Source organism: Hydrogenophaga taeniospiralis CCUG 15921, assembly GCF_001592305.1.
In the GTDB taxonomy this organism is placed as follows: domain Bacteria; phylum Pseudomonadota; class Gammaproteobacteria; order Burkholderiales; family Burkholderiaceae_C; genus Hydrogenophaga; species Hydrogenophaga taeniospiralis.
The window spans coordinates 62,973-74,504 of the sequence record NZ_BCWR01000009.1; the positions used below are offsets into that span (position 1 = coordinate 62,973).

General features: G+C 69.8%; 13 protein-coding genes. 1 reads left to right on the top strand and 12 read right to left on the bottom strand.

The window, feature by feature from the left end:
* Positions 1–13 precede the first annotated feature (13 nt).
* Positions 14–706: an urea ABC transporter ATP-binding subunit UrtE gene (urtE, locus tag HTA01S_RS12915; RefSeq protein ID WP_068172142.1), complete on the top strand. Its 693-nt coding sequence runs from the start codon at positions 14–16 to the stop codon at positions 704–706.
* 19 nt (positions 707–725) lie between these two features.
* Here the strand turns inward: urtE and HTA01S_RS12920 are convergent, their stop codons facing one another.
* The 12 genes from HTA01S_RS12920 to HTA01S_RS12975 all read right to left on the bottom strand — a co-directional run bounded on the left by HTA01S_RS12920 (position 726) and on the right by HTA01S_RS12975 (position 11,518).
* Entirely contained in the window at positions 726–2,411 is a 1,686-nt protein-coding gene (locus HTA01S_RS12920; protein WP_068172033.1) for a response regulator, read from the bottom strand.
* Positions 2,412–2,529: 118 nt separating this feature from the next.
* Positions 2,530–3,360: an urease accessory protein UreD gene (locus HTA01S_RS12925; RefSeq protein WP_068172036.1), complete on the bottom strand. Its 831-nt coding sequence runs from the start codon at positions 3,358–3,360 to the stop codon at positions 2,530–2,532.
* Positions 3,361–3,481: 121 nt separating this feature from the next.
* Entirely contained in the window at positions 3,482–4,237 is a 756-nt protein-coding gene (locus HTA01S_RS12930; protein WP_068172039.1) for an ABC transporter permease, read from the bottom strand.
* 125 nt (positions 4,238–4,362) lie between these two features.
* The gene (locus HTA01S_RS12935; protein WP_068172042.1) at positions 4,363–5,205 is read right to left on the bottom strand and encodes an ABC transporter ATP-binding protein; all 843 of its coding nucleotides are present in this window, start codon (positions 5,203–5,205) and stop codon (positions 4,363–4,365) included.
* Positions 5,206–5,295: 90 nt separating this feature from the next.
* A complete protein-coding gene (locus HTA01S_RS12940) occupies positions 5,296–6,327 on the bottom strand; it encodes an ABC transporter substrate-binding protein (RefSeq protein ID WP_068172045.1) in 1,032 nt (343 codons plus the stop codon).
* Positions 6,328–6,469: 142 nt separating this feature from the next.
* Complete coding sequence (locus HTA01S_RS12945; RefSeq protein ID WP_068172048.1) at positions 6,470–7,390, bottom strand: dihydroorotate dehydrogenase; 921 nt, start codon at positions 7,388–7,390, stop codon at positions 6,470–6,472.
* Positions 7,383–8,495: a 3-phosphoserine/phosphohydroxythreonine transaminase gene (serC, locus tag HTA01S_RS12950; RefSeq protein ID WP_084236078.1), complete on the bottom strand. Its 1,113-nt coding sequence runs from the start codon at positions 8,493–8,495 to the stop codon at positions 7,383–7,385. Before serC ends, HTA01S_RS12945 begins: the two co-directional genes overlap by 8 nt.
* Positions 8,473–8,979, bottom strand: coding sequence for a hypothetical protein (locus HTA01S_RS12955; RefSeq protein ID WP_068172053.1), 507 nt, complete (start codon positions 8,977–8,979; stop codon positions 8,473–8,475). The genes serC and HTA01S_RS12955 overlap by 23 nt, the downstream gene beginning before the upstream one ends.
* A gap of 122 nt (positions 8,980–9,101) precedes the next feature.
* Positions 9,102–10,235: a pyrroloquinoline quinone biosynthesis protein PqqE gene (gene pqqE, locus HTA01S_RS12960; RefSeq protein WP_068172055.1), complete on the bottom strand. Its 1,134-nt coding sequence runs from the start codon at positions 10,233–10,235 to the stop codon at positions 9,102–9,104.
* A complete protein-coding gene (gene pqqD / locus HTA01S_RS12965) occupies positions 10,204–10,446 on the bottom strand; it encodes a pyrroloquinoline quinone biosynthesis peptide chaperone PqqD (RefSeq protein ID WP_068172156.1) in 243 nt (80 codons plus the stop codon). The genes pqqE and pqqD overlap by 32 nt, the downstream gene beginning before the upstream one ends.
* Before the next feature lie 167 nt (positions 10,447–10,613).
* Positions 10,614–10,754 carry a pyrroloquinoline quinone precursor peptide PqqA gene (gene pqqA / locus HTA01S_RS25760; RefSeq protein WP_218017350.1) on the bottom strand — a complete coding sequence of 47 codons (141 nt, stop codon included), beginning with the start codon at positions 10,752–10,754 and terminating at the stop codon, positions 10,614–10,616.
* 131 nt (positions 10,755–10,885) lie between these two features.
* Positions 10,886–11,518, bottom strand: a complete 633-nt coding sequence (locus HTA01S_RS12975) for a response regulator (protein ID WP_084236080.1) — start codon at positions 11,516–11,518, stop codon at positions 10,886–10,888.
* Positions 11,519–11,532: the final 14 nt, after the last annotated feature.

Consider the following 11,532-nt stretch of genomic DNA (forward strand, 5'->3'; position numbering starts at 1 on the left):
AAACACCATGAGCCTGCTCGAAGTCAAGGACGTCAACCAGTACTACGGCGGCAGCCACATCCTGCGCAACGTGAGCCTGCAGGCCGAGCTGGGCCAGGTCACGGTGGTGCTGGGCCGCAACGGGGTGGGCAAGACCACGCTGCTGAAATCGCTCATGGGGCTGGTGCCCATCAAGAGCGGCAGCGTCACGCTCGACGGCGTCGCGATCACCCAGGCCACACCCTACGAGCGGGCCAGACTGGGCGTGGGTTTCGTGCCGCAGGGCCGCGAGATTTTTGGCCGCCTCACGGTTGAGGAAAACCTGCAGATGGGGCTGGCGACCCGCAAGGGCGGCACGCCGATCCCGGCCGAGCTGTTCGAGCTGTTCCCGGTGTTGAAGCAGATGCTGGGCCGCCGCGGGGGCGACCTCTCGGGCGGGCAGCAACAGCAGCTGGCCATCGCGCGCGCGCTCGCGGCCGGCCCGAAGCTGCTGATCCTCGACGAGCCCACCGAAGGCATCCAGCCCAACATCATCAAAGACATCGGCCGCGTGATCCGCATGCTCGCCGACCGCGGCAACATGGCCATCGTGCTGGTGGAGCAGTACTACGACTTTGCCGAAGCGCTGGCCGACCGCTATGTGGTGATGGAGCGCGGCGAGGTCATCGCCAGCGGCCCGGGCAGCGAGATGCAGGCCAAGGGCGTGCGCCAGCTGGTGGCGATATAGGCCCTGGCGGAGTGACGCCCTATACCGCGGTCACCTTGCCCAGCAGGCCCTCGGGGTTCGGGGGCTTGTAGCCGCCGGGCAGCGACACGCCGCCCGCGGCGCGCCCGATGTGGCTCTGTTCGCCCAGGCCCGCGTGGATGTCGCTGCTGCGGTAGCGCTCGCGCATGGCCTGCGCGCGCTTCAGCAGGGCCGCGTGGTCGGGGATGCTGTCCGTGTAGCGCTGCAGCACCAGGTGGGCCGATTCGATCAGCTTGGCGTTGAGTGTGCGGGTGGCCTCCGTCAGCAGCTTCTCCACCGCGCCCTGCGGGTCGCCCTGGAGGCTCAGTGTCATGGCCTGTTCGGTGAGCTTGAGGATCTGCGCGTGGGCCTCGCGCACGCGGTCGGCGAACTCCGAGCGCCCGACCGCCGCGCAGGCCAGCAGCTCGGTCAGCGCCTTGCTGGTGCAAAAGCGCAGGCCCAGCGTGTCCACGGCCGCGTCCACCTCGTAGAGCTGGATCGAGCGCCTGGCCAGCTGGGTCATGAGGGCGAGCAGGTTGCTGGCCGATTCGAAGTCGAACTCGGGCTGGGAAATCGTCTTGGCCCAGTGCCGCACGTCGTCGAGCGCGCGGGCGGTCTGGTAGGTCTGTATCGACACCAGGGTCTGGGCCATCTCCAGCAGGCGCTGCGGGCGCGGGTTGTCCGGGCTGCGGTCGCGCAGGTGTTCGAGCTGCTCCACGCAGCGCAGCAGGCCGCGCTGGTCGTTGTCGTCCAGCCGCGCGAAGGCCAGCAGCACCAGCGCCTGCGGGTCGTAGAACTTGGAGGCCAGTCCGATGCGGGTGGCGCGGTCGAGCAGCTCCACGCCCTCTTCGCGGTCGCCGGCGTAGTAGGCCATCATGCCGTGCTTGAGCAGCCGGTTGACCGACGAGGGCGTGAGCTGGGTGGACATCTTGAAGGTGGCCAGCGCGTTCTGGAAGTTGCCCAGCTCGAACTGCGCGCGCCCCATCACGTCGTAAGCGTCGGTGTAGCCCGGTTCGGTTTCGATCAGGCCTTCCAGGGTGGTGGTGGCGCGCTGCGGGTAGCCCGCTTCCAGCTGTGCCCGGGCCACGCCCAGGCGGGCCCAGGGCAGGGTCTTGGCCTCCACCACCGCCTCATAGAGCTTCTGCGCGTCGCTCAGGTGCCCGTTGCGCAGCATCAGCTCGGCGCCGATGCGCGCGGCGTACAGCCAGTATGGCCCGCGCGACTCGAAGCGCTGGCGGCACAGGTTGGCGGCGTGCTCGAACTCCTCGCGCTCGATGGCGGTGAAGATGTCCTTGAGCGCCTGTTTGCGCACCCGCGCCTGGCGGATGCGCTCCACCAGGCCGGCGGCGGTGTGGGGTTTGAGGATGTAGGCGTCCAGCGCCGATTCGGCCGCTTCGGCCACCTTGCTGTACGCCGACTCGGACGTGACCATCACGAACACGGTGTAGTAGGGCAGCAGCTGGTTGCGCCGCAGGTCGTCGAGCAGGTCCTGCCCGGTGATTTCCTCGCGCTCGAAATACTGGTCGCAGATCACCACGTCGTAGCTGCCCATCTCCAGCTTGCGGCGCGCGTCGGCCAGCCGGGGGCATTGCACCAGCGTGCCCACACCGCACTCGCGCAGCTGCGACACCAAGATGGAGCGCGACAGCGGATTGCTGTCCACCACCAGCGCGCGGGCGTCGTGCAGATCGCTGTAGGTCACGGGCATGGTGGCTGGGGTGGGCGGAATGGGCGCGGGCAGGAGTGCTTAGCTTCATTCTGCACAGCCTGGCGGGGGCCAAACGCCGGAACTGCGGCGCAAAGCGGGGGCTTTTCCGGACCGGGGATCAGACCCGCCAGATACGCGGCGGGGTGGCGCCGAGCCCCCAGGCGGCGGGGCGCAGTGCCGCCCAGACCCGCTGCAGGCGGGCCATCAGGGGCTCCACCAGCGGGGCCACGGCGCGCACCACCAGCATCTGCGGGTTGGGGCAGGTGGCGCCGGCCCGTACCCCGTCGGCCTCGTCTTCCAGCGCGGCGCGCGCCACCTCCAGCAGCTGTTCGCGGCGCTCCCGGCTGAAGGCCGTGCCGCTGGCCAGCAGCAGCGTGCCCAGGCAGCGCTGGCCGCCCAGCCCCAGCGGGGAGGCCAGCAGGCGCGTGTCGGCCGCGTCGATGCGCGCCTGCTCCAGCCACAGCCCGGGAATCTCCAGCCGCTGGCTGAAGCAGCCCTGGGTGAACGGCTGGCCGGCCAGGGGCAGTCCGAGCGCGGTCACGTCCCAGGCCATCAGCTCCGCGCCCTCGGCCAGCGTGGCCCGCAGCGTGTTGTGAGCCGCACAGCCGGGGTAGGCCAGGGCTTCGAGCGGCAGCCATTCGAGCCGCGCCCCGGCGTCCAGCGTGAGCGCCACCTGCTGCGTGGCGGGCAGGCCGTCGGAGGCATAGAAGCGGGTCGCACCCGGCGTGCTGATCAGGCCATGGGCGCCACTGCCCACGTGCACCTTCACGTCCAGAACGTCGCCACCCACCAGGCCGCCGGGTGGGTGGATCAGCACGTTGTGGCAGATCGCATCGCCCTCGGGGTAGAGGCTCTTGAAGATGCGCAGCGGGCCGTCGTGTTCGTGGCGCAGCACCGTGCGCTGCGCGTCCAGTCGGTAGTCGAGTGAGAGGGAGGCGTGCCAGGGCATGGGAGGGAAGTGTAGGGGGCGGGAGCGAGCGGCAGCCCAACCCAGGACACCGCGGAACCGGCTTCGCCGGGCCGCCAGTGTCGCCCCCTGGGGGGTGACGCCGCAAGCGGCGCGGGGGGGGCTATCGTCTATGCGCCCAGCCGGTGGTGTGCTTCTCGATGAAGCTGAACAGCTCGTACATCGCCATCGCCATCGCGCCCACCACCAGCAGGCCGCTGAAGGCCAGGCCCATCTGCATGGAGCTGCCGGCCGAGATCAGCAGGTAGCCGATGCCTTCGTTGGACGCCGTCATCTCCGACACCGTGGTGCCCACGAAGGCCAGCGTGATCGCGACCTTGAGCGAGCCGAAGAAATAAGGCATGGAGCGCGGCAGGCCGACCTTGGTGAGCACGTCCCAGCGCTTGGCGCCCAGCACACGCAACACGTCTTCCAGCTCGGGCTCCAGCGTGGCCAGACCGGTGGCGATGTTGACCATGATGGGGAAGAAGCTGATCAGGAAGGCCGTCAGGATCGCCGGGCCGGCGCCGATGCCGAACCACACCACCAGGATCGGCACGAAGGCCGCCTTGGGCAGGGCGTTGAAGGCGGTCATGAGCGGGTACACCGACGCATAGGCCAGGCGCGAGCTGCCAATGAGGAAGCCCAGCAGCACGCCCACCACGATGGCGATGCCAAAGCCCGCCATCGTCACCCAGTAGGTGCGCCAGGCGTGGCCGAGGATGGTGGCCTTGTGCTCCAGCGTCTGCTCCCAGATGCGCGAGGGGCTGGGGAAGATGAACTCCGAGACGCCGAAGCCACTGGTGATGACCTCCCAGACCACGACGATGGCGATCAGCAGCAGCAAGGGCGACCAGCGTTCGACTTGTTTCTTGTTCATGGTGTGGATTCCTACGTCATTTCAAGATGCTGATGCGATACGCGTGCCACGGACCCAGCCCAGAACACCGCGGAACTGGCTTTGCAAGGCCGCAGGTGTTGCCCCCCTCCGGGGGGTGACGGCCGTCAGGCCGGCGCGGGGGGCGCCCCTCTCATTGCTCCGATATGCCCACGCAGCTCGTGCACGATGTCGGTGAACCCGGGCGTGTAGGTCACCTCCAGGTCGCGCGTGCGCGGGATCTCGATCTCGCGCTTCACCACGAAGCGGCCCGGGCTCTTGCTCATGCAGTACACGGTGTCGGCCAGGAACACGCTCTCGCGCAGGTCGTGCGTGACCAGGATCACGTTGAAGCGCTGTGCCTCCCACAGATCGCGCAGCGTGCACCAGAGTTCTTCGCGCGTGAAGGCATCGAGCGCGCCGAAGGGCTCGTCCAGCAGCAGCATCTTGGGCTCGTGGATCAGCGCGCGGCAGATGCTGGCGCGCTGCTGCATGCCGCCCGAGAGCTCCCAGGGGAACTTCTTCTCCATGCCGCCCAGGCCCACGCTGGCCAGTAGCTTCTTCGCTCGCTCCTCGTACTCTTTGCGCCGGTCCTTGAACTGGCTGCGGTAGGGTTCCACGATCTCCAGCGGCAGCAGCACGTTGTCCAGCGTGGTGCGCCAGGGCAGCAGTGAAGGCGCCTGGAAGGCCATGCCCGAGATCTTGAGCGGGCCGGTCACCGGCTGGCCGTCGATGAGGATCCGGCCCATGCTGGGCATCTTCAGCCCGGTGGTGAGCTTCATGAAGGTGGACTTGCCGCAACCCGAGGGGCCGACGATGGCGATGAATTCGCCCTGTTTCACCTGGAGGTTGATGTCTTCGACCGCGAAGACGTTCTGGGCCAGCAGTTCGTCGTTGTAGGCCAGCCAGACCTGGTCGAATTCGACGAAGGGCTTGTCGCTGGCGGCGGGCGTGGGGGTGGCTTCTGGCATGGGGCGGTCCTGAAAAATGGCCAGCGGTCACGAAAACGCGCGCGCCCCGGGCCGAAGGCGTCGGGTGCGCGCCGGTATTGCTCGCGGGGCTTACTTCTTCGCGGGCGGCAGCACGTTGAGTTCGGCGGCCGGGGGCAGCATGGAGCCGTCCCAGATGGCGGCGGGGTTGATGCGGGTCTTGGTGGCGTAGGCGTCGGACACCTGGGACGCCATCAGCGAGAGCCGCCCGGCATTGACCTGGCCAAAACCTTCCTTGCGCGCGTCGGGGCTGGCCACCACGGAGTCGATGGCGAGCTGCAGGCGGCGCGTTTCCAGCGCCACGTTGATGATGCCGTCGCGCGCCTTCACGGTTTCGATGCCGGCCGCGGGGTTGGCCATGACGTCCCGCGCGCCCTTGGTGAAGGCGCTCAGAAAGGCTTTGATGGCGGCCGGGTTGTCCTTGATCAGCTTGGGGCTGGCGATGATGGCGTTGCCGTAGACCTTCACGCCGTGGTCGGCGTAGGGCAGGATCACCACGTCCGCGGCCTTCACACCGCGCGCTTCCAGGTTGAGCAGCGAGGTGAACGAGAAGCCGGTGATGGCATCGATGTCGCCGCGCACCAGCATGGTCTCGCGCAGCGGCGGGTCCATCGAGGTCCAGGTGACGTTGCTCACGCCGTTGGCCTTCTGGAAGATCGGGAAGGCCTTGCGGCCGGCGTCAAACACCGGGGCGCCGAGCTTCTTGCCGCTCAGGTCGGCGGGCTTGCTGATGCCGCTCTTCTTGAGCGCGAGCACGGCCGCGGGCGTGTTGTTGTAGACCATCATCACGGCCACCGGCTTGTTGGGCGCGTCCGGGTTGTTGGCGTGGAATTCCATCAGCGCGGCCATGTCGGCAAAACCCATGTCGTAGGTGCCCGAGGCCACGCGGGTGACGGTGCCGCCTGAGCCGTTGCCCGAGTCCACGGTCACGTCCAGGCCGGCGGCCTTGAAATACCCCTTGGCCACGGGCTGCAGGAACAGCGCTGCCGGGCCCTCGAAGCGCCAGTCGAGCTGGAACTTGATCGGGGTTTCGGCGTGGGCGATGCCGAAGGCGGCCGCGGCGGCCAGGGCAGCCGTGGTCTTGAGGAAGTGGCGCTTGTGCATGGGGGTCTCCGTGGCGGGGGTTTCGGGCGCCGGCGGCCCGCATCCGGGGCATTCAGCAAAAACAATGCCAAGCACCCCCAGGGATGATTGAACACAGAATGTGTATACATCGTCGGCCATGCGAAGACCGCCGTCATCCTGACTAACCCTGAAACGGTGCGCTCCGGCCAGGCGGTGCACCGTTTCGGGGTGCTGGGCTGTCGAGTGGCGCCGCCAGGGCGCGGTTGACCGTGTGGATCAGGTCGACGCCGAGCTCGCTCAGCCCCCGGTGCAGTTGAACCAGGTCGGCGCCGGCGTGCCGGCGGGCCAGGGCTTCCCGGGCACTGTGGATGCCGCCCACGCTGATGAGGCAGGTGTCGCGCGGCACGGCGCGGGCCACGCGGCGCAGCGCTTCGAGGGCGGCACCGGCATCGCGTGCGCCCTCGGCGCTGAGCAGCAGCCCGTCCGCCCCCCGGGTGACGAAGTCGGCGGCCGCACGGGCACCCTCGGGGCCCTCGGTCCAGGCGGCCGGCAGCTTCACGATGATCGGTCGGCGTGGCCGGGCAGGGTCTGCGCCGAGCGCGGCGGCCACGGCGGCCACCAGTTGGGCGAAGCGCGCCGCCGTCGGGGGCGAGCGGCCCGGGTTGAGCGTCAGGTAGTCCACCCAGGGCGGGAGGGTCTGCAGACCGGCGAAGTAGTCGTCCTCGGCCCGGGCCCAGGGGGTCGCGGGGTGCCGGCCCAGGCTGAGGCCGCAGACGGCGCGCGGTGCGGCGGACGCCTGCGGACCCGGGTGGCCCGGTCGGGCGGGAGCCATGCCGGCGCCGCACAGCGCTGGGCCGGGCACGGTGCCCAGTTCCACGTGCCCGAGACCCAGCCGGTGGGCGTGACCAAGCAGCGCGCCATGGGGGTCGAAGCCCGCCGCCAGTCCGGCCGGGCCGGGAAAGTCGAGGCCCATGCGGCGCACGGCCGGGCCCGGCCAGGCGCAGCATTGCGGCGCGTCGCGGGCGACGTCGAGCAACCGCGCCAGCGCCAGCCGTGTGCGGCGGGCCAGGGGCGTTTCGCTGGCGGTGGCAGGCTCAGCCATGGGTGCGCTGGAACTCCTGCAGGAACGACAGCAAGGCCGACACCGCCGCTTCCGGCGTGCCGTTGTACAGGCTCACGCGCAGGCCACCCACGTCCGGGTGCCCCTGCAGATCGAACAGGCCGGCGGCCCGCGCCTGTTCGAGGAAGCGGGGTGTCAGGGCCCGTTCGGCCAGGCCGAAACACGGGTGGACGCTTGAGCGCCAGGCTGGCCCGACCTGAGGGCGGTAGAAGCCACCGCTGGTGTCCAGCGCCTGATAGACCGCGTGGCTGCGCCGGGCGGCGGTGCGGGCCATCGCCGGCACGCCACCTTGCCGTTCGATCCAGCCCAGCATGGCGTGGGCGACGAAGATGGCAAACACCGGCGGCGTGTTCAGGCGCGAGTCGGCGGCGGCCAGGGCGGTGTAGTTCATGACGCCGGGGAGGCTGGGCCGGGCGCGGCCCAGCAGGTCGTCCCGCACGATCACCAGCGTGAGCCCCGGCACCCCCAGTGCCTTCTGGGCGCTGGCGTACAGCAGGCCGAGGCCGGTGCAGTCGATCGCTCGGGTGAGCAGATCGGAGCTCATGTCGACGACCAGCGGCCAGGGGCTGGTCGGCAGCCGGGGCCACTGCCAACCGTCCGCGGTCTCGTTGCTGGTGAGGTGCAGGTAGGCCACCGGCGATGTTTCCCGGGGCGGGGCCGGTTCGTCCAGGGCATCGTGCCGCAGCGTCACGACCCGGGCGTGGCGGGCGGCCTCGGCCGCGGCCCGTCGCGACCAGTGCCCCGTGTCCAGGTGGGCGGCGGCGCCGTCGAGGCCCAGCAGGTTGAGCGGCACCAGGGCGAACTGCGCGCTGGCCCCACCCTGCATGAACAGCACCTGGTACCCCGGGGGAAGGCCCAGCAGCCGTCGCAGGCGGGCCTGGGTCTCGTGCTGCAGTTCGCGAAACGCCTCCGATATGAACGGCAGGCTCAGCACCGATCCCCCGCCGCGCCAGGACCGGCAGGCCTCGGCCACCTCGTCCACCACGTCCGGCGGCAGCGGGCCGGCCGCCGCCGAGAAGCGGTGGCCACCGGCGGGCGCGGCGGCGGCCGGTGCGGCCACCGCTTCAGGGCAGCAGGGCACCGCCATGGGACCCCGCGGCCATGAAGAACAGCAGCGGGATCGACAGCATGGTATTCACGCGCGCCGACAGGAAGGTGATGCGCGAGCAGCGCAGGCGCTCCTCGATGGGCGCGGGCACGAAGCCCAGCACGCGTTTCTGGTGGGGCCACAGCACGAACCACAGGTTGCACACCATGATCACGCCCAGCCACAGGCCGACGCCGATGGGCGCCAGGCCGCCCTGCAGGCCCAGGGCGCCGGGCAGCGCACCTCGCAGCCCCAGCATGGCCAGCCCGGTGCCCAGCGTGAGCAGCGAGGCGTAGCGAAAGGTGCCGTGCTCGCGCTGCAGCAGGTCGCGCTGGCGCGGACCGTTGGGGTCGGCGAGGTCGGCCGCCACCAGTGGCACATAGCGCGGGCGCGTGACCGCGGTGGCGTAGTTGTGGCCGATCCACACCAGCGCGCCAGCGAAGTGTGCCCAGCGCAGCAGCAGGTCCAGCAGAGCGATGTCCATGGCCGGGCTTGTTCAGGCGGCGCCCAGCAGGCGCAGCAGGGCCACCAGCAAGGCGGTCAGAGCCACGCCCAGCAGCACCGTCAGCAGGGCCGAGTCCAGGGGATGGCGCCGGGGTGGGGTGTTCATGTCGGTTGTTCCTGCGGCGCCGTGCGCATGATCAGCGGCATGCGCACACGGGTCGGGTCGGTGGCGCGTGCCACGGCCTGGGCGATCAGGTCGTGGTGCGGGGACTTGGCGCAGGCCGGGTCGGTGTTGCAGGCGTCGCCGGTCAGCAGAAAGGCCTGGCAGCGGCAGCCGCCGAAGTCGATCTCCCGCTCGTCGCAGGACCGGCAGGGCTCGCGCATCCAGTCCAGGCCGCGGAACTTGCGGAAGGTGGGCGATTCGTTCCAGAGCCAGTCCAGGCCGTGTTCGCGCACCGTCGGAAAGCTCAGGCCGTCGATCGACCGCGCCTCCTGGCAGGGCATGGCGGTGCCGTCGGGCGCGATGGTCAGGTGGATCGAGCCCCAGCCGTTCATGCACGCCTTGGGCCGCGACTCGTGGTAATCGGGGATCACGAAGTAGATCGTCATGCGGTCGCCCAGCCGCTGTCGGGCCTCGTTGACCGTGCGCTCGGCCCGCTCCAGCTGTTCGCGCGTGGGCATCAGCTCGTCGCGGTTGAGCAGGGCCCAGTTGTAGTACTGGATGTTGGCGAATTCGAGGTAGTCGACGCCGATGTCCTCGGCCATCGCGAGAACCTGCGCCGTCTGGTCGACGTTGTGGCGGAACACCGGCACGTTGAGCACCATGGGGAAACCGTGGGCCTTGATCATCCGCGCCACCTTCAGCTTCAGGTCGAAGACCTTGGCCCCCACCAGCGCGTCGGTCAGGTCGCGGTCACTCGACTGGATGGACAACTGGATCTGCTTGAGGCCGGCCTGTTTCAGCGCCACCAGGCGCGCCTCGCTCAGCCCGACGCCCGAGGTGATCAGGTTGGTGTAGTAGCCCAGGCGGTTGGCCTCTTCCACCAGTTCCTCCAGGTCGTCGCGCAGCATCGGCTCACCACCGGTGAAGCCCAGCTGCAGCGCACCCAGCTCGCGGCCCTGGCGCAGCACCTGTTTCCATTCGTCGGTGCTCAACTCCGATCCGTGGCCGGGCGCGGCGTTCACGGGGTTGCTGCACCACGGGCACTTCAGTGGGCAGCGGTAGGTCAGTTCGAGCACGAGCCACAGCGGCTTGCCCTGGCCGTCAAGCCTGACGACGGATCCATCCTTTGGCACGAAACACCTCCAGGAATGTCAGCACGCCCGCTTCGACGCGGGCCGGTTCATCGGGATACAGCGCTTGCAGCTCGGCGATCAGCTGGTCGACCGTGCGCGCGCCGTCGCAGCGCTTGAGGATCTCGCCGGCGGTCTCGTTGAGCTTGACGATGCCCTCCGGGTACAGCAGCACATGGGCCGTCTGGCTGGGCTCCCAGCGAAACAGGTACATCGGGTGGATGGCGTAGCGGCCTGAGTCGCCGCCGGGCCGCCCCAAGGCGGCGAACGCCCCCTCGGGGGGCAGCGAAGCGTGGGGGTCTCTGTGCAGGTCAGGCCGGACGGCGTTGTTCATGGATGCCCTTCGTGTCTGGGGGGGCGGCTTGCGCCGCCCCCGCCGGATCAACGCACGTAGACGTAGGCCGTGACTTCGAAGCCCAGGCGGATGTCGCAGAAAGCTGGATCAATCCATTGCATGACGATTTCCTTGAGGTTGAGATGAAGGGCAACAGCGGCGAGGCTTCGACCCCGCCTGCTGGTCATTGTGGAGACCGTCGAGCCCCGGCGCCTCGGGGCGATCGGGAATCGCTCCCCGGGAATTTCATGGAAACGCCTCCAGAAAATCATGAGGGCCCGCGGCGTCGGCGCTGGCGCCGGCCGGTCCTCTCAGCCTGTCAGGCCTCGATCACGCCCCAGCGCAGCGCCAGCAGCGTGAGCTCGGCCTGGTTGCCGGCCCCCAGCTTCTGCTTGACGTTGTACAGGTGGGTTCCCACCGTGCTGGGCGACAGGCTCAGCGCCTGGGCGATCTCCTGCACGCTGCGCCCGCGCGCGAGCCGGGTGAACACCTCGAATTCCCGCTCGGACAGGGCGTCGAACGGGCTGGTGTTGCCGTCGAACTGCGACAGGGCCAGGGCCTGCGCGGTCTGCGGGTCCAGGTAGCGCCGGCCCTGGGCCACGGCGCGCACCGCCTCGGGCAGGGCCTCGGGGGCGCTGCGTTTGCCCAGGAAACCCAGCGCGCCGGCGTTGAGGGCACGGCGCGGGTAGGCCGCATCGTCGTGGGCCGACAGCACCAGCACCCCGGGCACGGGATCGCGGGACCGCAGGCGCCGCAGCGTCTCCAGTCCGCCCAGGCCGGGCATGGTCAGGTCCATGACGATGACGTCGGCGGCCCACTGGGGCAGCTCCCGCAGCAGGGTCTCCCCGTCGGCGGCCTCGCCCACCACCTCGAACCCGCCCTGGGCCTGCAGCAGCAGGCGAAACCCCATGCGTACCACGGCATGGTCGTCGACCAGCACCACCCGGATCACTGAACGACCCTCCG

What these genes read in the sequence shown, in the direction of transcription:
- HTA01S_RS12925 (WP_068172036.1), bottom strand. Translation starts at nt 3,360, where the DNA reads ATGCCCTGGCACGCCTCCCTCTCACTCGACTACCGACTGGACGCGCAG.
- HTA01S_RS12955 (WP_068172053.1), bottom strand. Translation starts at nt 8,979, where the DNA reads ATGGACATCGCTCTGCTGGACCTGCTGCTGCGCTGGGCACACTTCGCT.
- HTA01S_RS12930 (WP_068172039.1), bottom strand. Translation starts at nt 4,237, where the DNA reads ATGAACAAGAAACAAGTCGAACGCTGGTCGCCCTTGCTGCTGCTGATC.
- HTA01S_RS12920 (WP_068172033.1), bottom strand. Translation starts at nt 2,411, where the DNA reads ATGCCCGTGACCTACAGCGATCTGCACGACGCCCGCGCGCTGGTGGTG.
- serC (WP_084236078.1), bottom strand. Translation starts at nt 8,495, where the DNA reads ATGGCGGTGCCCTGCTGCCCTGAAGCGGTGGCCGCACCGGCCGCCGCC.
- HTA01S_RS12940 (WP_068172045.1), bottom strand. Translation starts at nt 6,327, where the DNA reads ATGCACAAGCGCCACTTCCTCAAGACCACGGCTGCCCTGGCCGCCGCG.
- HTA01S_RS12945 (WP_068172048.1), bottom strand. Translation starts at nt 7,390, where the DNA reads ATGGCTGAGCCTGCCACCGCCAGCGAAACGCCCCTGGCCCGCCGCACA.
- pqqA (WP_218017350.1), bottom strand. Translation starts at nt 10,754, where the DNA reads ATGACCAGCAGGCGGGGTCGAAGCCTCGCCGCTGTTGCCCTTCATCTC.
- pqqD (WP_068172156.1), bottom strand. Translation starts at nt 10,446, where the DNA reads ATGTACCTGTTTCGCTGGGAGCCCAGCCAGACGGCCCATGTGCTGCTG.
- HTA01S_RS12935 (WP_068172042.1), bottom strand. Translation starts at nt 5,205, where the DNA reads ATGCCAGAAGCCACCCCCACGCCCGCCGCCAGCGACAAGCCCTTCGTC.